18 protein-coding genes are annotated in these 22190 nt (G+C 59.1%); 9 read left to right on the plus strand and 9 right to left on the minus strand.

Features of this window, described 5'->3' with window-relative positions:
- On the plus strand, window positions 1–402 hold a 402-nt coding region (locus tag PGW49_RS09375; protein ID WP_270226330.1), incomplete at its 5' end, for a hypothetical protein.
- Between the two features lie 451 nt (window positions 403–853).
- Window positions 854–1390 carry an LURP-one-related/scramblase family protein gene (locus PGW49_RS09380; protein WP_195520744.1) on the plus strand — a complete coding sequence of 179 codons (537 nt, stop codon included), beginning with the start codon at window positions 854–856 and terminating at the stop codon, window positions 1388–1390.
- 34 nt (window positions 1391–1424) lie between these two features.
- On the opposite strand, the gene PGW49_RS09385 is transcribed toward PGW49_RS09380, so the two are convergent.
- Window positions 1425–3029 (minus strand): ABC transporter ATP-binding protein/permease, encoded by a 1605-nt coding sequence (locus PGW49_RS09385; protein ID WP_270226331.1) that lies wholly within the window; start codon window positions 3027–3029, stop codon window positions 1425–1427.
- A gap of 208 nt (window positions 3030–3237) precedes the next feature.
- Window positions 3238–3954: a YoaK family protein gene (locus tag PGW49_RS09390; RefSeq protein ID WP_118377270.1), complete on the minus strand. Its 717-nt coding sequence runs from the start codon at window positions 3952–3954 to the stop codon at window positions 3238–3240.
- Window positions 3955–4207: 253 nt separating this feature from the next.
- On the opposite strand from PGW49_RS09390, the gene PGW49_RS09395 reads away from it, so the two are divergent.
- Complete coding sequence (locus PGW49_RS09395; protein WP_270226332.1) at window positions 4208–6343, plus strand: YgiQ family radical SAM protein; 2136 nt, start codon at window positions 4208–4210, stop codon at window positions 6341–6343.
- A 116-nt stretch (window positions 6344–6459) separates the two neighbouring features.
- On the opposite strand, the gene PGW49_RS09400 is transcribed toward PGW49_RS09395, so the two are convergent.
- From PGW49_RS09400 to PGW49_RS09415, 4 genes are all read right to left on the minus strand, one after another.
- The gene (locus PGW49_RS09400; protein ID WP_270226333.1) at window positions 6460–7368 is read right to left on the minus strand and encodes a CPBP family intramembrane glutamic endopeptidase; all 909 of its coding nucleotides are present in this window, start codon (window positions 7366–7368) and stop codon (window positions 6460–6462) included.
- Between the two features lie 83 nt (window positions 7369–7451).
- Window positions 7452–7652, minus strand: coding sequence for a type II toxin-antitoxin system RelB/DinJ family antitoxin (locus PGW49_RS09405; RefSeq protein WP_055310197.1), 201 nt, complete (start codon window positions 7650–7652; stop codon window positions 7452–7454).
- Between the two features lie 225 nt (window positions 7653–7877).
- Window positions 7878–8036: an ATP-binding cassette domain-containing protein gene (locus PGW49_RS09410; protein ID WP_270226334.1), complete on the minus strand. Its 159-nt coding sequence runs from the start codon at window positions 8034–8036 to the stop codon at window positions 7878–7880.
- Between the two features lie 170 nt (window positions 8037–8206).
- Entirely contained in the window at window positions 8207–10450 is a 2244-nt protein-coding gene (locus PGW49_RS09415) for a DEAD/DEAH box helicase (protein ID WP_270226336.1), read from the minus strand.
- 587 nt (window positions 10451–11037) lie between these two features.
- Between PGW49_RS09415 and PGW49_RS09420 the strand changes: the two genes are divergently transcribed.
- The 6 genes from PGW49_RS09420 (at window position 11038) to PGW49_RS09445 (ending at window position 18233) form a co-directional block, all read left to right on the plus strand.
- Window positions 11038–12000 carry an FHA domain-containing protein gene (locus PGW49_RS09420; RefSeq protein ID WP_270226337.1) on the plus strand — a complete coding sequence of 321 codons (963 nt, stop codon included), beginning with the start codon at window positions 11038–11040 and terminating at the stop codon, window positions 11998–12000.
- Between the two features lie 171 nt (window positions 12001–12171).
- The gene (locus tag PGW49_RS09425) at window positions 12172–14256 is read left to right on the plus strand and encodes a protein kinase domain-containing protein (RefSeq protein ID WP_270226338.1); all 2085 of its coding nucleotides are present in this window, start codon (window positions 12172–12174) and stop codon (window positions 14254–14256) included.
- Window positions 14257–14586: 330 nt separating this feature from the next.
- Window positions 14587–16926, plus strand: coding sequence for a heavy metal translocating P-type ATPase (locus tag PGW49_RS09430; protein ID WP_270226339.1), 2340 nt, complete (start codon window positions 14587–14589; stop codon window positions 16924–16926).
- A 147-nt stretch (window positions 16927–17073) separates the two neighbouring features.
- Window positions 17074–17295 carry a heavy-metal-associated domain-containing protein gene (locus tag PGW49_RS09435; RefSeq protein WP_161144806.1) on the plus strand — a complete coding sequence of 74 codons (222 nt, stop codon included), beginning with the start codon at window positions 17074–17076 and terminating at the stop codon, window positions 17293–17295.
- A 47-nt stretch (window positions 17296–17342) separates the two neighbouring features.
- Entirely contained in the window at window positions 17343–17612 is a 270-nt protein-coding gene (locus PGW49_RS09440; RefSeq protein ID WP_226812542.1) for a metal-sensing transcriptional repressor, read from the plus strand.
- Window positions 17613–17759: 147 nt separating this feature from the next.
- The gene (locus PGW49_RS09445; RefSeq protein ID WP_055310332.1) at window positions 17760–18233 is read left to right on the plus strand and encodes a hypothetical protein; all 474 of its coding nucleotides are present in this window, start codon (window positions 17760–17762) and stop codon (window positions 18231–18233) included.
- A gap of 107 nt (window positions 18234–18340) precedes the next feature.
- On the opposite strand, the gene PGW49_RS09450 is transcribed toward PGW49_RS09445, so the two are convergent.
- The 3 genes from PGW49_RS09450 to PGW49_RS09460 form a co-directional block, all read right to left on the minus strand.
- Window positions 18341–19738 carry an amidohydrolase family protein gene (locus PGW49_RS09450; RefSeq protein ID WP_270226340.1) on the minus strand — a complete coding sequence of 466 codons (1398 nt, stop codon included), beginning with the start codon at window positions 19736–19738 and terminating at the stop codon, window positions 18341–18343.
- Window positions 19739–20007: 269 nt separating this feature from the next.
- Window positions 20008–21084, minus strand: a complete 1077-nt coding sequence (locus PGW49_RS09455; protein WP_138375207.1) for a hypothetical protein — start codon at window positions 21082–21084, stop codon at window positions 20008–20010.
- Window positions 21085–21277: 193 nt separating this feature from the next.
- The gene (locus PGW49_RS09460) at window positions 21278–21985 is read right to left on the minus strand and encodes a hypothetical protein (protein WP_270226341.1); all 708 of its coding nucleotides are present in this window, start codon (window positions 21983–21985) and stop codon (window positions 21278–21280) included.
- Window positions 21986–22190: the final 205 nt, after the last annotated feature.

Genomic DNA, 22190 nt, shown 5'->3' on the forward strand with positions numbered 1-22190 from the left:
ACGCCGGGCCTACTCGCTTCGGTTCGGGCGCTACACCAACTTTCTCGACACTACCCTGCATGTCGAGCTTTCTGCCCTGACTTGGCCATTATCAATATCCCATACACGATAGCCGACTACGACATAATGCTTGGGCTCATGCCCATAATTGAAACGCTTACGCAAGCAGAGAAAGTTCAATTTGAAATTACAAACGAAGTACTTGACGCCACCGAAGGGTTGGAGACGCATAGATTTCAAATAAGCTATTCATCTAGCGATAAAGCAATTCAAGCAGCAAGAGAACTTCGACTAAGAGGAATGCCCTGTTTCTCAGCCAGCTTAGATCCAGAAGAATCATTACTATGCTGCAAAACAATCGAGAACGAGTTGTTTGATTTCGATATTGGGTTGCTGAAATGACAGCATATCGTAAAGATGAAACCATCTACGCAGAAATCGAAAAAGCGATAAGCAATATTAGAGATTTGGATTTGACTCAATTTGACCAAAATCTAAGAAATCAGCAATTGACCGACCCGCCATTCAACTTGTCCTCATCAGATTTAGTTCGACTGCTTATTTATCTTGAAAGCAGGTTTTCTGTTTACGTTGAGTACTCGTCGATTGAAAACCTAGGGTTCAACAGTGTTGAGGAGGTGAAGAAGGTAATAGAACAGTCAGAAACAATCGAACAATGGGAGGCAGATCATGAGAAGTATTCGTCCATTTAACATGCATGCAGTAAATAGCGTCATTCATTTTGTTAGAAATTGCCCATGCGGTTATTGCAGCTGCATGTACTGCAACATACTGCGCAATTCTCCGCACGAAGCAGAAGTCGGTTCCAATTCGATCGAGGCGATGACGCGTGGTGGCTACTGGTCCTAAATCGAGCAAGACGGCTACAAACGAATATCGAATCTCAATTGAAGGTAACCCTTATCCGCATGCTCTAGCTCTCATCAACCCAGCCGGAGACAACCTCAATATCAAAAGACATGGGTTCACGGGTCCACTAGGACAGCTATTGAGTCTAAAATATACCGTTTATGACGATGCAAATGAAAAACTCTTTACTGTCGTCGACGGTGGTTTTAGTAACATGCCCAGGGTTGCGCTCATCATCGAACACAAGGAAGTTGCGGTGTTCGATTATGGCCTAAACAGACTTGAGATGAAGTGCGTAACGAACATACCGAATTACACAATAAAAGGTAACTTCCTATTTGGAGATTACGACATATTCAGTCAACGGGAAGTGAAGCTATCTTCAGTTATCGTCCTTCAATGTGATAAACAATCGTGCTTTAGCATACAGGTTTTGGATAAAGCCGAATTGGCCGCCGCAATTGGAATACCCACAGCCATTGCCCTTCTGAGGGCTCGAATTGAAGAGCATCTCGAATAAATCGCAAAAAGCAGTTCGTAGCAACGTTCAGGAGCTAGATAGTTTTTTCTGGCTCCTGAAACTGTATTAGATAGTCTGCAAATTGTTCGAAACCATGTCCATGATCCGCAATGATGACGATTCGCTCTTTCATCTCCTGCGCAACCACCATCTTCAAAAAGGATATCGAAGCATTATCTAAATTGTTGCAAGGCTCATCCAAAATAATAATAGAATAACTGCTCAGAAAGGCCCTACAAAGTAATAGAGAAGCCAGTTCTCCGCCAGACAAATTGTGTCCCCTAGCTCCAATGATGGGATTTACTTCAAATAATTTATCGAGGCTAAAACCCTTCAAAAGATAGATGAGTTTTTCAGAGTCAATATCTACAAGACCATAGTAAAGAGCCTTCCTGAAAGTTCCCCCCATTATCAAATGTCTTTGCGGCATAGTTGCACAGGGTAGCTGGATTAAAGTCGAACCATCGAAAATGACAGTAGACTCATTAACACACAGTCTGCCAGCAACTGGCGACAATAATCCGTTCAATACTTCCAGAAATGAAGATTTACCACATGCATTAGGGCCGCTTACTAAAACCAGACAAGGTGCCTGTATCGTGCAATCTGGAATTGTTATCCTCTCATTAGTTTCGTTCGACGAAAACGAGAGAATGATTCCTTTCCAACTAATTCGATCAGCGTGATCGAAACATATCAAATTAGGTTTTTCAGCTTCCAAAAGACGACGTAATTCCAAGACACGGTGCAACGATCTAAACGACGGCTGAAGCTGAGCCCAACAATTCAAAACAAGAGGAAAAGGAGAATAGCATAGAAGTACAAGTTGATAGCTCTGCACCGCAATCCCGACCGTCAGTCCGCGCTTTGACACAAGGAAAATAAGCAGCAGAACTGAAAGCAAGCCAGTAATGATGTTGCCAGCGTCAACTATTTCAGTTGCCAATCTCGCAAAGACACTCTCCTCAACTCGAGAGTTCCTGCAGGCATTAAGCATCTTTTTATAGCGAAGTAATTCCAAGTTAATTGAACGAGAAATACGAATGTAAAGTCGACAATTTATTAGTTGGGCTAAATAAGCAGAACCCCTCGCCTGGGCCTCCAATGCCTTTTCGCTCTTAGTCGATAGCTTACTAAGAGCGAACGGATATAGAAGCGAAATAAACAATGCCGAAACACAAACAGGAATCAAAAGCAACAAAGAGATATTAGATAGTGCCACAAACGATACCAAGCCCGTCACTAGGCACGGAAGAAACGCAGTTGTAAATATTCCAATCATCGGCTGTAGGTTCCCAGCCTCTTCAATGCGCGATAACAGGTAATCACTGTCTTTTGCTAAAACTAAGGGCCGCTCTAAAGCATGGCGGGCAAGCAATCTATAGAAGCAGTTAGCGCCATCGGAAGCCAATTGCTCCGCATATTTTGATCTGAACAGGTTTGTCACCAGCTCAACTGAGAGCAATACTAGCAGGCCTAACCCAATGCATAAAACGTTACGATAATTAGAGCGAAGCAGGCCATAGTCTATTATCAACGATTCAGCTTTAACAACAGACAGCTCCACCAGGGCAGATAAAATGCAGAGCGCCATCAACTTGATTACTGTCGTCTTATTTTGAATAAAAAGCTCTGGCATATGTCCATCCCCTCAACTAATAATTATAGCTAGAAAGATGACATTTTTATTCTATAGCCTTAAGCACGCACGCTTTGCTGACGTCAAATCTTGTCATTACAAACATGCACCTTAGGCTTAAGACTCAAAAAAGGGGGCGACCGAGATGGCCGTCCCCTCCCCATTATCGATCTATCTGGCAAAGGGACAGCCCCTTTGCCGCATTCGGTTACTTTCGGCAGCCCTCTTTCCAAGCCTCGGCCGCAACCTTCCAGCGTAAGCGCAAGTCGCGCTCGCGGTCGATGAACATGATGGCAAACGCGACAAACAGCAGCAAGCTCGCCACGACGATGGCGTGCAGGCCCATGCGCTCAATACACCAGTTGCCCAACACGGCGCCAAACACAAAGGTAAAGATCACGCCAAAGTACAGCAGGCCGTTTTCCAAAAAGCCGCGCCTGTGGGTGATGATGTAATCGTCCACGTTTTGCAGCGCGTTGCGCAAGTTGCCGATGCACATGGTCGTAGCGATGCCGTGACCGTGGATCTTGCGGAAGCTCTCGACCTGCATGCCGCAGGCAAACGAGGTAAGGCAGTTGGCGAGCAGGTTGTAACCGCCACCGGGGATAAAGCTCACGCCCAGCAAGATGACGGCTTCAAAGAACACCGTCACCTGACGCCAGTGGATCACGCTGCCAAACCGCTCGTGCACCAGGTCGGCAAGCATAATGCCCACGGCAAACGACACCACGGGGAAGAAATAGCGCCCCGCCAGCGCCCAGTTGCCCTCCGAGATGCTCACGCCCACCAGCAAGATGTTGCCCGTCTGCGCGTTGGCGAAAACATGGTCGCGCCCAATGTACGAATACACGTCCATAAAGCCACCGGCGAGCGCCAAGATGATGCCCAGCTCAATAGACTCCGATATCTGTTTGGCACGCTGCATCGTCGTGCATCCTCCTTGTTGACGACTCTCTCGTGCGTTGGCGGAAATATAGCCGCCGTTCATACTGTAACCCATTGACAACATGGCGTGCGCGCGAGACGGGTTCTCCAACGCGCAGATACACAGTCTGGAAACAAACGACTGGCTCAGCGACGCTCTCACTCACCAGCTCATGTACTCCCCCAGTCTTTTTAGCCCCGCCCCAAAAAGACTGGTTACAATTACGTGCAGCATACTAACAACGGGAGGAATCGTGGCAAAAAAGCCTCAGCACGCTCAGAACAACCAGCGCAGTCAGCAGGGCAAACAGGGCCAGCAGCAAAAGCGTGGAAGCAAGGCCCAGGGCGGCCATGCCACTCATACCCCGGCTGCGCCCGCCCGCCCCTGGCGACCGGGCCGCGATAAGTTCCTCCCCGTCAGCCGCGCCGACATGGATGCGCGCGGCTGGGACCAGTGCGACTTTGTCTACATCTGCGGCGACGCCTACGTGGACCACCCCAGCTTTGGCATGGCCATCGTCAGCCGCGTCCTCGACGCGCACGGCTACAAGGTGGGCATCATCTGCCAGCCCGACTGGACCGACCCCGCCAGCATCACCGTGCTCGGCGAGCCACGCCTGGGCTTTCTCGTCAGTGCCGGTAACATGGACTCCATGGTCAACCACTATTCGGTGACCAAGCACCGCCGCCACACCGACGCCTACACGCCCGGCGGCGAGGAAGGTCACCGCCCCAACCGTGCCGTCACGGTCTACGGCAACCTTATCCGTCAGACGTTTAAGGATGCCCCCATCATCATCGGCGGCATCGAGGCAAGCCTGCGCCGCCTGGCCCACTACGACTACTGGCAGGACAAACTCAAGCGCTCGGTGCTGCTCGACTCGGGCGCCGACATCCTCATCTACGGCATGGGCGAGCACGCGATTGTCGAGATCGCCGACGCGCTCGACGCGGGACTGCCCGTCGATCAGATCACCTATATCAACGGCACCGTCTACCGCACCAGCTCGCTCGACGAGGTCTACGACTACGACCTGCTGCCCAGCTGGGACGACCTTGCCGCCGACAAGCTCAACTACGCGCGCAGCTTTAACGTTCAGCAGCAAAACATGGACCCCATCACCGGGCATCGCCTGGTAGAGCCCTACCCCAACAGCATCTATGTGGTGCAGAACCCGCCGTCGGCGACGCTCACCACCGACGAGATGGACGAGGTGGCCGAGCTCCCCTACGCACGTGATTGGCATCCCGACTACGATGCGGCGGGCGGCGTGCCGGCCTTTGCCGAGATCAAGTTTTCGATCAGCTCCAACCGCGGGTGCTTTGGCGAGTGCTCGTTTTGCGCCCTCACCTTCCACCAGGGTCGCGTGCTGCAGATGCGCAGCCACGACTCGATCATGCGCGAGGCCGAGCTACTCACGCGCGATCCCGAGTTTAAGGGCTACATCAACGACGTGGGCGGACCGACGGCCAACTTTAGCCGCCCGGCCTGCGACAAGCAGCTCAAACACGGCGTGTGCAAGAACAAGCGCTGTCTGTGGCCGAGCGTGTGCAAGAACATGGTGGTCGACGAGAGCGGCTACACGCAGCTGCTGCGCGACCTGCGCCAGCTGCCGGGCGTCAAGAAGGTCTTTGTCCGCAGCGGCATCCGTTTTGACTACACCATGGCCGATGCCTCGGACGAGTTTTTGCGCGAGCTGCTGGAGCACCATGTCTCGGGCCAGCTACGCGTGGCACCCGAGCACGTGAGCGACGCGGTGCTGTCCGTGATGGGCAAGCCGAGCCGAGCCGTCTACGATGCGTTCTGCCGCAAATTTGAGCGCCTGAACCGCGAGTATGGACTCAAGCAGTATGTTGTGCCGTATCTGATCTCGAGCCACCCCGGTTCAACCATGAAGGAAGCCGTGGACCTTGCCGAAGCCGTGCGCGACATGGGCTACATGCCCGAACAGGTGCAGGACTTCTACCCCACCCCGTCCACCATGTCGACGTGCATGTACTACACCGGCGTGGACCCGCGCACCATGGAGCCGATCTATGTGGCGCGCGACCCGCACGAGAAGGCCATGCAACGCGCGCTTATCCAGTATCGCAAGCCCGAGAACTACAAGCTGGTACGCGAGGCGCTGGAAAAGGCTGGCCGCCGCGACCTGATCGGCTACACCAAGCATTGCCTGATTCGCCCCGTGCCGCCACGCCCGGGCGAGACGTCTGCCGGCGGCGGACACGGCACCGGCAAGAAGGGCGGTAAGGCCCACGGTGGCGCCGCCGGCAAGGGACCCAAAGGCAGCAAGGGCCACGGCGGCATGTCGCGTGCGCAGAACACCGCAGGCCGCAACCGCGCGGCCCAGGGGCGTCAGGGCGCCAACGGCGGCGGCAGGCGCAACTAGCGTGGCGAGGGCCAGCCGGCGTCTCTTGGCCAGCCGGCACCCCCTCATCGGCCCAGGTGTGTTTTCCCTAGGGGGAACACGCTCAGACGCACCTAACCGTGTTTTCCTTAAGGGAATCACGCTTGCTGGTAGGGACGATCCGTCTGGCACGTCAACTTGAGCGACCGCATCGCCTCTACCAGTACAAAGCCGGCGATGGCAACCGTGACCACCACGTCGAGCGGCGTGTTCACAAACCACAGCAAACCCATGAGGTACGACCCGGCGTTAAAGGCAAAGTGCAGCAGGATCGTGTAGCGGAGCTTTCCAGTGGTCACGAGCACCCAGCCAAAGACCAGACCGGCGGCGCCGGCGTAGCAGCCCTGCACCCAGTTCATATGCATAAAGCCAAAGACCGCCGCCTGCAACACAGTCGCCGCGGCGATACCCCACGTGCTTGGAGCCGCCCAGGGCACCATGGCGCCGTCCTGTGCCCGCGCGCGACGCCGGCGTTTCCAGAGCGGACGGCACTGCGGATTAAACGCTCGGAGCGAAAACTCAAAAATGATGCCGCGCACCAGCAGCTCTTCACAAAACGGAGCGCCGAGCACCGTGGTCAGGACGGCCAGATAGCTCGTGTCGCCCATGCCCGTCTCCTCGACAAGTTCGCTATAATCGGCCGCGGCATCAGGCAACAGCGACAGCACAGCGTCGGTCACGTAGCCAACGACCACCTGCAGGGCAAGACCGATCACGATAACGCAGGCGATGCGTTTCCACGCCCCACGCGCTCCCCCGCCAAGCGGGCGCTCGCCCTGCCAGCGCGCCATGAAGGAGCGCGGCCACAGATAACGCCACCATAGCAGCGCCATCAAAAACGACGCCGTCTGAGCGGCAGCCTGGAACCATTGGATATCGAGATTGTCGATCGGATAGCCCGTCAGCACCGACACGGCATCGAGAACAGAAAACAGAACCACGCTCAGGGCTATATCGGCAGCGACAACACCAAAACAGGCAAGCGCCCAAACCATCGCATTGAGCATGCCAACCTCCTCAAAACCGTTCCCTAGTTCTACCACAACTCGGCAGAAAGCTGATCCCATGGGGACGGAGGAAAACGGATCACTTATTGATGAGAATCGGGCGCAGCGCCAAAGGCCCCGTTGGGCGAAATGTCGAACGGAAAGGTGCCGCAACGATTGAATGCGGCGATAAACATGCGGATGGCGTTGGACGGCGTGGTGCCTACGAGCTGGGTTGCCGCCGCGAAGGCCGCCTTTTCCTCGGGCAAGACCTTCGCGACAACCGGGGTCATGTGTTCTGCCATGGCGCTTCCTTTTTGAAACGGCGGTGGTGCGGATAGATGCGGGCCACGCGGCTGGGCGACGGGCTGTGAAGGCAACCCGATTGGCCCGCATCTGGAGTTTGTTTCTACGGCGTTGGTATTACTTGGTATTCTTAAGTATTACCCCGCAGATAGAATACCACACCCGACCCCATGGGGACGGAGGAAAACGGATCATTTTGTTGCTGATTGTTGCTGAGTAAGTATTTAGAGCATGATGATGCCCGAGATATTGAGGGCCTGAGCGTCAGCGGCATCGTGCGTGGCAAGCAACAGTATGCGGCCGTCGGGCAAGTCGAGCACGACCTCGGCGCATGCGTCGCGCGCAGCGGCATCTAGACCGGTAAAGGGCTCGTCCAGAATCACCCGTCGAGGGGTCCCGCGAGATCAAATAGGCGCTTCCGGCGCGTATGCAGCCACCCCGGCTTGCTGAAAACTCCCGAAAATGCACGGCGCGCCCCGGGGGACAAAAGGGCTCCGAGCAAAAACATGCCCGGAGCCCTCTGGTCGCCTCGCCTTACCGCGAGACGCGTATGTTACTTGCGCTTGCCGCCGCCGTCGCCGGGGCGACGGGAGCTGCCACCGCGCTTGCCGCCACGGCTGTTGCCGTAGCTGCCACGGTTATCGCGACCGCCGGCACGGCCGCCACGGGAGCCGGCCTGGTTGCCGCCACGACCACCACGATAGCCGCCGCGACGCTCTTCGCGGGTATCGTCGTAGTTGCGCCAGTCATCGCGACGATCGCGGCTGGCACGCGGGTCACGACGATCACGCGACTCGTTAGAACGACCAGCGCCGCCGCGGCCGCCATTGCCGCGAGCACCCTCGCGACGCTCGCCGCCGCGGCTACCGCGCTCTTCAAAGCGCTTGCCGCCACGGGACTCACCGCCACGGGCAGTACGCTCACCGCGACCCTCGCCGCCGCGACGCTCGTCACGGCCGCCGCGCTCGTCATCACGACCGGAACGACGGCGGTCGCCCGAACCGCGCTTGCCACCGCGCGAACCGCGGCCCTCGTCCTCGCGCTCGACACGACGACGGCCACCGCGATCCTCGTCCTCGCGGCGGCGGCGATGTGCCTCGCCCTGGAACTGCTTGGCACGACGCTCGGCACGGTTGCCACGCGGGGCCTGCTCGACAGCACCGCCGCGCTCCTCGGCAGCCACCTCGCGGGCCACGCTCTCAACAGCCTCGTCCACGCGAGCCTGAACGCCTTCGCGCACGCGGGTCTTGCCGCCGCGCTTGGGACGGCTCGGACGCTCGCCATCGCCGCGACGCTCGTCGCGACCGCGGTTGGAACGACCGGCCACATCGCCGTAGTCATCGCCGTTGCGTTTGCCGTCGCGACGCGCCTGCTCAAGCTTCTTCTTGCTCTTGGACTTGCCGCGCTTGGTCTTCTTCTTCACCTTAAAGGCCGCAGGATCGCGCTCGGGGTCAACCGCGGGCGGATTGGGGCCCACATGCAGGTCGCCGGCCTCGTAGATGTCGGCGGTCTTGTCCATGAGCTTCTCGATCTCGTAGAACTCATCGACATCCTGCTCGGTCACAAACGTGATGGCCCAGCCCAGCTCGCCGGCACGACCCGTACGGCCAATACGGTGGATGTAGTCGGTCGGCTCGGCCGGCACGTCAAAGTTCACGACGTAGCGCACGTCGCTGATGTCGATGCCGCGGGCGAGCACGTCGGTCGCCACCAACACGTCGACGGTGCCGTCGCGGAAGGCCGAAAGGGCACGCTCGCGCTGGGCCTGGCTGCGGTTGCCGTGAATCGCGGCGGCCTTGATGCCCTTGCGCTCCAGACGACGGCAGCAGCTGTCGGCGCGGTGCTTGGTGCGCATAAAGACAATGGTGCGCTCCGGGCCCTCCTTCTTGAGAAACTCGGGCAACAGGTTATTCTTGGCCTCGATGGACACCGGGAACACAAACTGGTCGACGGTGTCGGCGGTCGACGTGGCGGGCGCGATCTCCACGCGGGCCGGGTCGCTCACCAGGTCGGTGATCTCGCCCACGGCCTCCTCGTCGAGCGTCGCCGAGAACAGCAGCGTCTGGCGCTCGGCCGGCGTCTCGCGCACAATACGGCGGACGGCGGGCAAAAAGCCCATGTCGAGCATGCGATCGGCCTCGTCGAGCACCAGCACCTTGACCTCGTTCAGGTGGCAGGCGCCCTGCTCGATCAGGTCGACCAGACGGCCCGGCGTGGCGACCAGGATATCGCAGCCGTACTTGAGTGCCGCGGTCTGCGGCTTGTAGCTCACGCCACCCACGACGGTCACGGCGACATGGCCGGTGACGTCGGCGATCTTGCTCGCGACCTCGTCGATCTGCTGGGCGAGCTCGCGCGTGGGGGTGATGACGAGCATCACGGGGCCACGGCCGTTGCCCTCGGGCTTCTTGGCGCCGCGACGACGGTTGCGGCCGCCGCGCTCACGCACGGGCTTGGGCGGAGCGATGTGCTCCAGATTGTTCATGGTCGGCAGCAAAAAGGCGGCCGTCTTGCCGGTGCCGGTCTGGGCGGCGGCAAGCAGGTCGCGGCCCTCGAGCACCACGGGGATCGAGCCGGCCTGCACGGGCGTCGGCGCCGTGTAGCCCAGGCTCTCGATAGCACGAAGCATCTCGTCGGAAAGCCCCAGCTCGTCAAAGGCGGGCAGGCTCTCGGTAGCGGACTCGACGGCCTGGGCAGCATTTGCCTCGTCGGCGGCATCGAAGGCAGCCTGGGTCATGGCCTCGCGGGTCTCGTCCAGAATCTCGGCGTCGGTGACGTCGGATACAGAATTACGCATATGTTGTTGTTCCTTATCTGCACGCGCTATGGGCACGGCATGCGGCCGCGCTGGCGTGCTTGGTAGTGCGCTAATACATACAAAAACGGGTGCGCACAGAGAGGACGTTGCTCAGCACGCTGGCGATCGCTTTGGCAGCCCTATCACGCGCCGTCCAGACGCAGCAGCTCTAAGCGATGGAGCAGATTCGCCGCCGGTTAGTATACCCGCACTCCGTATGCCCCCACGTAAACCACAGATGACGAGGCGGACGGGGCGGGGCTGGCTGATTGTCTCAATCTGTAACATCTACAGGGCAAATCTTCCTCTACGTGTTACGGATCGAGACAAACGGTCGACACAGTTCACAAACGTCTCAATCTGTAACAGTTACCGAGTAAAATCGGCCCTAATTGTTACAGATCAAGACAGAGGGGGATTTCCGTCCAGTCCAAACCAAATCTCTCAGTCTTCCTGCAATTTCGAACATGTGGCCTATAATGTTGCTTTGGTTACACTATTTATTGTGCAGCCATTTAATACGTCGCCCACCGGGGCCATTAATTCCTATCGCCATATTGGCTAGGAAGCAATCAAAGGAGGTATCCGTGGCAGCAGAGACGCCTTGCTCGGTCCTCTATAACGATATTCGCTCGTTCGGCGGTCTTAAACATCTCGAGATCGCCCGAATGCTCATCAATGGAAACTCTTATCTCGGCAGTACCCTGCTCGAGAAATGCTCTTCCAACCGCTCGTATCTCACCCGTTACATCGTCCATCGCAAGCCTGACCAGTGCGCACCCTCCATCTACAGCGACTTTACCGTCACCACACTCAACCTTTCCTCGGCAATCTGCAGCAAGCTCGGCGGCGGCGAGGCCGCCTATCGGGCAATCGCCGAGCACTATCGCGGTCCGGCCGCCAACGAAATGATGTCGGCTCTCGCCAGCTACAAGCTGGACAGCCGCCTATATGCAAATGCCCTCAATCGCATCGACAACTTCGACGGCAATGCCGTGCGCGAGAAAAGCACGCTTTACCTTATGCTCTTTGTGGCAACGGGGGCGCTCGCCGATCCCGTTCAGGGCGTGGCCACCGTCGAGCGCTTTTGCAGCAGCAAGACGGGCGGGCACTTCGGCACCACCGAAACTACCGTCGGACGTGGCTTTATGAACAGCCTGGAACAGCCGCGCACCGTCGCCCCCAACCTCGGTCTGCTCAGAACCCATGCCGACAACTGCGCCGACATGCAAATCCATCCCCTCACACGCGATCCGCGCGGCACCGTGATTGGTTCTTTGCCCAAAACCTCGCCCAGCATCACCGATGTGGGCGCCGACGCATCGCACGAGCATCTTCGCATTTGGCTTGAGGGTGAGCACTGGTACGCCCAGGGCCTTGGATCGACCAACGGCACGGTGCTCGAATCGGGCGCGGGCGACGGCGATATCGTAATCGAGCCGCCGCGCGACCTACGCGAGCCCGGCAAGATCTATCCCCCAGTGGAAATCGAAAACAGCGACAGGCTCCATCTGGGTCTCTACACGACATTCCTTGTCATTGTGGACTAGCGCGGACGGCGATCGAAAGACGGTCGCCGTCCGTCTTTCGTCTTCTACCTTCTGCGTCGTAAACGACAATACTCAGCGGTACACGTGAGCAGTGCGGCTATCATGGTACTTTACCGATATCCGCACTGCTCACGTGTACGCGCGGCAACCCATGCCAGACAAAGGAACGCCATGGATACTACCGATAGCGCCTATGGCGACAAACTCATCCGTCTCGATACGTTCGACACCGCCGTGGCGGTCGACCCCAGTGCCGAGGACGACGCCAAGCGTCGGTTTATGACGCTTATTCTCCAGACGGCCCACCGCAACAACGGCAACATCGGGCACGTGCTTCGCGCGACCAACACAAGCGGCGAGGTCTTTGCCGTCAAGCTACTCAAGGACAACGCCTTTCTCTCTGGCCAAGCCCCCGACCGCTCCGCCGAGCAATCGGCAGCGCACCTGGCCAACACCGCTGCGCTGTTCGAGAAGTACCGTCATCTGTGTACCGTCTCGCACCTGCGCGGATTTCCGCGCGTCTATGGCTACGGATCGTGCGAGGACGACCCGCTCATCCTCATGGAGTGGGTCGAGGGCACCTCACTCAAGCAGGCGCTGCCCCTGCTTCCTCACGACGCCTCGGGCGGGCTGACCACCCAGATGGTCGCCGCCGTCGGAAACGCCGTGCTTCGTGCGCTCTTGATGACCCAAGGCCTCGTGAATCCGGTCATCCATCGCGACCTTTCGCCTGCCAATATCATGTTCCGCACCACCAGCCGAACGCTCGAGCAGCAGATTGCCGATTGCTCCTTTGACCCCTGCCTCATCGACATGGGCTCCGCGACCATGGCTCTCGGCGACGACACGATCACCCGGCGCGCCGACATCTGGCGCTTTGCCACGCCCGCATACGCCGCGCCCGAGATGCTCACGCAGGATATCGAAGGCATCGCGGCCCTTCGCCGTTCGCCGGCAATCGACGTCTATGCGCTTTCGAGCATTCTGTACCAGCTCTACAGCGGTCGCAAACCGTTTGACTTTGAGTCGACGGACGCCGCTGCAACCGGCTCGTTCTATCTCGTAAAGACCAAGACCAAGCCGGCACCGCTCGAGCCGCGCTGCGAGGGCGATGAAGCGCTCGTCAAAATCATCATGAAGGGTCTCTCAGTCGAGCAGTGCGATCGTCCCACCGAGCAGCAGATGCTCGAGGTGCTCTCGGCATACCTCACCGATGCCGAATCCGAGGGCCGCGAAGGCGCGGGCAGTGACGCCGCAATCGACATCGACTCCGGTACGCACCTTAAGGTCGACGTCGCCGGCGAGCGAGCGCGAGAGATTCTAGAGCAGGCCCGGCACGATGCCATGACCCGCCGCCGCTTTATTATCGGTGGCGTTGTCGCAGCCGTTGCGGGGCTCGGCGTTATCGGGGCGGCAACCCATGGCTTTGGCATCCCCGACTACCTGGACGGCATCCGCGGTTCACTTGATGACTACACCTGGGATCAGCTGCAGGAGATCTCGCTCAAGATTAAGGCCGCCGAGACCCGTAGCGAGGCACGCGAGATTGCCAAGCGCTTTCATCTGCTCGATGCCGATGGGCATATCCCCTATCCGTGTACCAAGCGTGTCACGCTCACCAACGGGCTGCAGGTTGGCGCGCAACTTGTGGGCATCCGCCACGATGAGCTTCTGGACGGGACGGGCAAGGCCGGACTGACGTTTATGTTCGATGCGGGTATTGCCGAGCGCAACGCTGCGGCTGAACCGCCGAGCGCCGGATGGGCAGATTGCGGGCTGCGGGAATGGCTCGACGGCGACGGCCTTAAGCTGCTGCCCAACGAGTTGCGCGCGCTCATTAAAGGGGTCAAGAAGGTCTCGAACAATGTGGGCGCCGCCAACAGCGCATCGTGCCTGAGCGAGTTGCCCGCAACCCTTTGGCTGCCCGCCATGGTCGAGCTGTGCGGTACGCAACCGCCCGATTCGTTTGCCGAGGACTATCACTACCTGGCAGACATCTACAACGGCGAGGGCAAGGAGTATCAGCTCTTCCGCGAGCTCAAGGTGAGCCCGTATTCCACGAACGAGACGATGGTCCGCCAGTGGAAAGGCAAGGACACCTGTTGGTGGGAGCGCACGGTGAGCCCCGACACATCGGAGAGCGAAGGCACGCTCTATATGAACCGCGTGGGGCACGACGGCGACGTCTTTATGTACGCCACCCCCGCGGACAAGCCAAACAAACGAACCTGCGTGATCCCCGGATTCTGTATCTAGGCGGCGGGCGTCTTGCCATGACGGGACCCCTCCCCGGCAATTGTCTCGATTTGTAACTGTTAGAACCCAAAAACCGGTCTAAATGTTACAGATCGAGACGTTAGTTTTCGGCTGAAATGTTTGTCTAAATCTGTAACAGCTATGGTTCAAAAACCGGTCCAGACGTTACAGATTAAGATGTTTGGCAAAGACGGCCGCCGATTGAGCAGCAACCCTCATCTGTAATGAAAAGTCATACATTCCAACTATTACTAGACACCCCCAGGGGGTATGGGTGTATAGTATCGGCAGGTTAACACTTTCAACACCGAACCACAGAAAGGAGAAGCCATGGCTCAAGATAAGTTTGACGTGGGCGGCATGACGTGCGCCGCGTGCCAAGCGCACGTGGACCGTGCCGTCAGCAAGCTCGACGGCGTCGAGAGCGTCGCGGTCAATCTGCTCGCCGGCTCTATGCTGGTGGACTACGACCCCGCGCTGGTCACCCCCGACGACATCTGCACCGCTGTCGATCGCGCTGGCTACTCGGCCTCGCCCGTCAACACGGGCACCGACACCGCCCAAAGCGGCAGTGCGCAAGCCAGGTCCGGCGCCGCCCATATGGAGTCGCCGACCAAAAAGTTGGAGGCCGCCGCCTCTGCCATGCGCACCCGCCTCATCGTCTCGATCGTATTCCTCATCCCACTGTTCTACATAGGCATGGGGCACATGCTCGGCTGGCCGCTACCCGGCATCTTCACCGACCACACCCACAGCATGACGCTCGCGCTCACCGAGCTCGTCCTGCTCATTCCCATCGTCTACGTCAACGACGCTTACTTTATCAACGGGTTTAAATCACTCGCGCACGGCGCGCCCACCATGGACGCCCTTATTGCCGTGGGCGCCACCGCCTCCATCGCCTGGTCGCTCTACGCCATGTTCATCATGGCCGACCAGCTAGCCGCGGGTCAGATCCACGAGGCCATGATGACGAGCATGGACAATCTGTATTTTGAGAGCGCCGGCACCATCCTGTCGCTCGTCACCGTAGGCAAATACCTCGAAACGCGCAGCAAGTCCAAAACCGGCGGCGCCATCGAGGCGCTGATCGACCTGGCGCCCAAGACTGCGACCGTCGTGGCAGAGGACGGCAGCGAGACCACCGTCGATGTCGACGCCATCCTTCCCGGCCAAGTCCTGCGCGTGCGCCCCGGCGAGTCCATCCCTGTCGATGGCGTGGTGCTCGAGGGCAGCTCGGCCGTGGACGAAAGTGCACTGACCGGCGAGTCCATCCCCGTGGAGAAGACCGCCGGCGACACTGTCAATGCGGCCACGGTCAACCGCACGGGCTCGTTTACCTTCCGCGCCACGCGTGTGGGCGCCGACACGTCGCTCGCCAAGATTATCCAGCTCGTCGAGGACGCCAACGCCACCAAGGCGCCCATCGCCCGCATGGCCGACAAGGTCGCCGGCGTGTTCGTGCCCGTAGTATTCGCGATCTCGGCCGTGACCTTTGTGGCGTGGATGGTGCTGACCGGAAGCGTCAACGAAGCGCTTACCTCCGCCGTCGCCGTGCTGGTGATCAGCTGCCCGTGCGCGCTGGGCCTGGCCACGCCCGTCGCCATTATGGTCGGCACCGGCAAGGGCGCCGAGATGGGCATTCTCTTTAAGAGCGCCGAGGCGCTGGAGAACCTGCGCAGCGTGGGCACCGTGGTGCTCGATAAGACGGGCACGGTCACCCGCGGCAAGCCTGCCGTGACCGATATCGTGGTAGCCACGCGCGCTGACGGCTCGCCCGCCATGAGCGAAAAGGCGCTGCTCAAGTTGGCCGCCGCGCTGGAACGCTCAAGCGAGCACCCGCTGGCCGAGGCGATTATGGCCGAGTGCGAGACACGCGGGATCGTCGCGCGCATGGTCGAGGACTTTGCCGCCGTGCCCGGACGAGGCGTTACGGCGCGCGAGGGGCAAAACGCCATTGCAGCCGGCAACGTACGCCTGATGGACGAGCTGGGCGTTACCGTGCCCGCGGGTCTTGCCGAACAATTTGCCGCCGAGGGCAAGACGCCGCTGTTCTTTGCCAAGAACGGCGAGCTTGCCGGCACCATTGCCGTGGCTGACGAGGTCAAGGAGACGAGCGCCGGGGCCATCGCCGCACTGCGCTCGCTTGGCGTCGACGTGCGCATGCTCACCGGCGACAACCGCGTGACGGCCGAGGCCATCGCCCACCGCGTGGGACTGAACAGCAAGCAGGTCATCGCCGACGTCCTCCCCGCCGACAAGGAACGCCACGTGCGCGAGCTGCAGGATGCGGGCAGCATGGTTGCCATGGTGGGCGACGGCATCAACGACTCCCCCGCCCTGGCGCGCGCCGACGTGGGCCTTGCCATCGGCACCGGCGCAGACATCGCCAAGGAGGGCGCCGACGTGGTACTCATGCGCAGCGACCTCATGGACGTCGCCCGCGCCATCGAGCTTTCGCGCGCCACGATCCGCAACATCAAGCAGGACCTGTTCTGGGCGCTGTTCTACAACGGCATCGGCATTCCGCTGGCGGCGGGCGTGTTCTTCCCGCTCACCGGGTGGCAGCTCTCGCCGATGTTTGGCGCCGCGGCGATGAGCCTGTCGAGCGTCTGCGTCGTGTCCAATGCCCTGCGCTTAAAATCCTTTATGCCTAAAGTGGCAAAATAGGATCACTATTACGTTCATTTAGAACGGGTTTTCCAGGTACCCGAGATTGACCTGAAAGAGGAGCGACGCGTACTTTGGTACGCGAGCGACGGTTTGAAGGTCAAGGTCGGGTGCCTGGGAAAGCCGACACAACAGAGAGGAATATCCATGCGTTTCACAATCAAGACTTCCGGCCTTATGTGCGGCCACTGCGATGCCACCGTCGAGACGGCGCTGCTCAACGTGGCCGGCGTGACCGACGCCGACGCCGATCACGAGACCCAGACCGTCCAGGTTGAGTGCGCCGACACCGTAACCGCCGAGCAACTCGCCGCCGCTGTCGAGGCCGCGGGCGAGAAATTCCACGCCCTGTCTGTGACCGCCGCGTAGCGACCTGAACGCACCCCTCCCCCGACCAGAAACGAGGACCCGCCATGATGGCAGACCATAAATCGGTGACCCGTATGCTCAAGACGGCACGCGGACAGATCGACGGCATCCTGCGAATGGTCGAGGAGGACCGTTACTGCGTCGACATCTCCACGCAGCTCATGGCAACACAGGCGCTCCTCGCGCGCATTAACGCCGACGTGCTCAAGGCGCATATCGAGGGCTGCGTGACTTCGGCAATCGAATCGGGCGACGAAGACCTCAAAGCCGCCAAGCTCGCCGAAATCGAACGCGTCGTCGACAAGCTCTCCAAGTAATTGGGGCATTGGGGACAGACTTCTTTTGCACCGTTTTGGTATTCCGGGGACAGGTATGTTTGCACCACATTGGTGCAGATTAACCTGTCCCCCTTGCTCTAAATCGGGTATAAAGGCGTGCAGCATATCGAACGAAAGGCAATTTGCATGAATGACTTTATGAAGGGTCGCAATGGTGCCGATGAACTCACCATCGTGATGGGTTTTGCCGGCATCGTCATCGCGATGATCGGATCGATAGCCCGCATCCAGTGGCTCAGCTGGATTGCCATCGCCGTAATCGTGATTGGCGTGCTGCGCGGCCTGTCCAAAAATATCGACGCACGTCACAAGGAGAACGAGGCCTTTGTCGCCGCGACTGCAAACGTACCCGGCTTGGGCAAGTTTGTAGCTAGCTTGGGCGGCGGAGCTGCAGCGGCCAACGCCTCGCGCGCAGCCGGTACTAGCAAGGAAGACTTTGAACGTGCCAAGCGCACAGCCAAGAAGATGTGGAAGGGCCGCAAGACCACGGCCTATCTCAAGTGCCCCAACTGCGGCCAGATGCTCTCCGTTCCCAAGGGCAAAGGCAAGATCCGCGTCACCTGCCCCAAGTGCCATGCCAAGATGGAGACGCGCTCATAGCCGCCATACCATGGGACAAATAAAAGCCGAGGCCTCGCACTGGGACCTCGGCTTTTTCTGATTATGACAAAAGGATTGTCCCTTTGTCGCATCGCCATATCGCGCGCTTACGCCACGCCATCGCGGGCAAGCTCCTCGGCCAACGCCTCGGCAGGCATGGCCATAATCGCGTCGAGCTCGGCGTCCACCTCGGGAATACGCTTCACCTTGAGCTTGCGCACCAGATCACCGCGACACATCACGTGCGTCGGCTCACACAGTGCGCACAGGTCATCGAGCGGATTCTTGCGCGTCACCAGGATATCGGCGGCCTTGCCGCACTCGATTGTGCCGGTCTCGCCGCCCAACCCCAGTAGCTCGGCATTGACCTGCGTGGCCGTATGCAGCGCGAAGGCGTTGCCCACGCCGACATACTTGGCAAAATAGGCCACCTCACGCCACATGTCGTACTGCGTCACGAACGGGCAGCTCGAGTCCGTGCCAAGGCCCACCTTAACGCCAGCTTCCAGTGCGGCACGGGCGCTCTCGATGATGCCCGAGCACACGATGTCGCCGTTCTTCTTTTGCGTATCGGTAGAATGGGTCTTTTTCGGGTCGAGCAATACAAACGGCAGCGCCGGGCTGATAGTGCAGGTCACACTCGGCGCACGCCCCTCGAGCTGTGTGCCCGCGGCGCCACGATACAGCTCCAAGATTTCGGGTGTCAACGGAGCGCCGTGCTCAATCGTGTCAACGCCGGCCTCAAGCGCGGCCTTCACGCCCTCGGTACTCTCGACATGGGCCATAACCGGAAGGCCCATATCGTGCGCCGCCTTGCATGCCGCCGCGGCAACCTCCACCGGCATACGCAGCACGCCCGGCTCGCCCACCTCGGTCGCATCGAACACGCCGCCCGTCACGAACAGCTTAATGACGTCGGCACCGCGCGCATACAGGTCGCGCACCTGTTCGGCTGCCTCGGCGGGACTGTTGGCCACCTGGGCGAACAGTCCCGCACCATGGCCGCCCGGCACCGTGACGCCCGTTCCCGGCGCCACCAGGCGAGGACCTTGATACTTGCCGGCATCGATAGCATCGCGCACGGCCAGATCGGCAAACAGCGGGTCGCCCGCGCCGCGCACCGTGGTCACGCCGCTTGCCAGCTGCTGCTGAGCGCTGCCCTTGAGGATATGGCGCACGATGGCGCGCCCCACGGGATTATCGAGCTTCTTCATCAGCGCGCCCGCATCGCCCGCCGAAACCGGTTTGCCCGAACCGCACAGATGCACATGCATATTGATGAGGCCCGGCATGAGATACGCCCCTGCCAGGTCGATGACCTCGGCGCCCGCCGGCGCCTGCGCCACAGCACTCGGCCCCATCCATGTGATGACACCGCGCTCAACGGCCACGGCCATATCGGGCTGCGGCTCCATATGCTCCGAGCCATCCAAGACGGTCGCATTGATAAACAACGTGGGACGATCGGCAGACGCCATATCGAGCTCCTCCCTCACGATTAACATGAACATTTGTCCATTATCACCTAATGCAGCGACCTAAAGTCGAGCATATCGGTTAACGGAGGGAAGAGGGGATGTGGGGGGACGGAATACGTTGCAGCCCCACCCCAGCAACATCAGGGGAATGTCTCGATCTGTAACAGGTACAGGGTTATTGGGCCCCTTGATGTTACAGATCAAGACATTCGGTCGACGTTTCACCGGTTTGTCTCGATCTGTAACAATTACGAACTCAAACAACTTCTAAACGTTACAGATCGAGACAAAACCTCTCAGCGCCCATACCACTGGCGTCTCCATTCCTCAGCCAGATCGGCCCGCTGTTGAATTCCCGCCAGTCTCATCTTTTCAGCCAGCTTCCCCGGGTTCTTGAGTTCATCAAACGTAAACCGAAGCACCTTGTGCCCGAGCATCGTCAGATGAGACTCTCGCTGACGTTCTGCTACGAATGGGTCGACCGACCCCCGATCCCCACCATCCTGCAGGGTATACTTTCCCTTCCCGTCGAGCTCGCCGATGACACACGTCCCGTTCTCGAGCCGCCAAAAATAGTCGACGCGAAACACCTGGCTCGAATCGAGCGGGTCGCGAAACTCCACCTGCAGCTCCGGAACTGGAAAGCCGTACGCAATAAAGAACGCTCGGAACCGAGACTCGCCGCCGTTTTCGGACAGCCCGTCCGCATACGACGCAATCACCTGTGCCCTGCGATACCCTCGCCTGCCCTCGCAATCGGCGCGGAGGCGCTCGCACAAATCCCAACGTGATACGCCTTTCGCCCGCAGTGCAGAATCGGCAATCGCCAACCCGTAGGAGAACGGCGCACGCAGTAAGCAATCCTCCACCGTGCGCCAAAACGACGTCACCCGCACGCCATCAACACGCTCGAGCACGCCCGCCATCTGCGGACGCAACAACCTGCACCCGCCGCTCAACGTCACCGAACAACCCGTCTTAACAAGAAAGCGCGGCCCGAGCAGATCATTCGGCACCTCCAGACCCCACAAAAGCGCCGCGTCATAGCCCCAAAACGCCCAATCGGGATGAAATTCCGCAAGCCCTTTGATAGTCCTCAGCGCTCGCTCCGCCGGCGTCAATGCATCCCAATCATGCTGAAAACAGAACAGGTACGGCTCGGGCTCCGCGATATCGTCGGTTCCAACATGGCGTCGCAGCCACATGAGCTCGGTATTGTCATGCGTTGCGAGCAGCGCACCTTGCTTGGCCGTCTCCGTGAGCCGCGCGAGCATTCTATTCCGCGCCAACGTGTTGCGAGTCGCATGTTTGTGTTTGAGAACGGTATTAGACACTTTCGTCACCACCACGTCAGACAAATGGACCATCGTCACCGTTGCCTCCGCTGACAAATGTCTTGATCTGTAACAGGAAGACAGTCTTTGAGCCTCTAGTTGTTACAGAACAAGATCTTTCGACAGCCGCCAACCTTCCGTCTCAATCTGTAACAGTTACGGGCTCAAACAGCCGCTAAACGTTACAGATTGAGACAAAGTCAGGGCTGTAGGGCGACACCAGTCACATCCCCTACTCCCATTCTTGTTCGTAGATGTTGAGGGACTTTACGTAGCGCCCCTGGGCGCCCATGATGTCGCGGACCAGGCGCAAAAAGAAGCTGATGCACGAGGTGTCAAAGCCATCCTGCAGGTCCTCCGGATGCACCGCACCCGGCCCATCGACTGCCGTGTCACTCAGGCGCGCGATGTCGTACAGATAGAGCTGTCCCGCCGTCAGCCAGACATCGTCGACGCAAGCGAGGCGCACCGCAATCGCGCCGTCGCTCCAATGCTCCTTTTGCACGATATGCGGGTCGTAGACATCAAAGCGACGGTCGGTGCGCGTATCCTTCAGCGCAACTATGCCGTTCGCAGGATCCTTGTCCAAAATGCCAAAGCGCGAGAAATACTGCGTGTCGCGTACCTGCTCGAGCCGCTTGAGCGAGGCAGGCGAAAGCGATGCCGGCGGCTCGTCAACATACAGCTCGAGCAGCGTCTTGCCATGGCGATAGGAGCGCTCGAAGAGCAGCCAATCGGTAAACGCCATGTTGTAGGCCATGATTTCGTTTTGCGAAGGCTCGGTGCAATAGCTGAGCCACGGGTCGACAATGATCTCGAACTGTTCGCGCGCCGGCTCCAAAAACTGGAACTTCCGCAGCATCCAAAAATGGGCTATGTCGGCAATATCGTTGCCGACGGCTTCGGCTAGCTGCGCTCGGTCTAAAGCGTGGTCAGCCATGGCATCCTCCTCAAACTGATAGACCTCAATTTGAGCTTACGAGGAGGGTGGTCGGCCACGACCAGCGCGGGCAAAATAGGCCTCCGGCTGCAAACCAGATGCTGACCAAACACTTGACGAAAAGCTTGACCGAAAATACGCACCGCAACAAAACCGACGCTCCTATAAGTTGTCAAGAGGCAGTTTGCGGGAGCGTTCTCTCCAA

Source organism: Collinsella aerofaciens, from assembly GCF_027679495.1.
Taxonomy (GTDB): Bacteria; Actinomycetota; Coriobacteriia; order Coriobacteriales; family Coriobacteriaceae; genus Collinsella; species Collinsella aerofaciens_AK.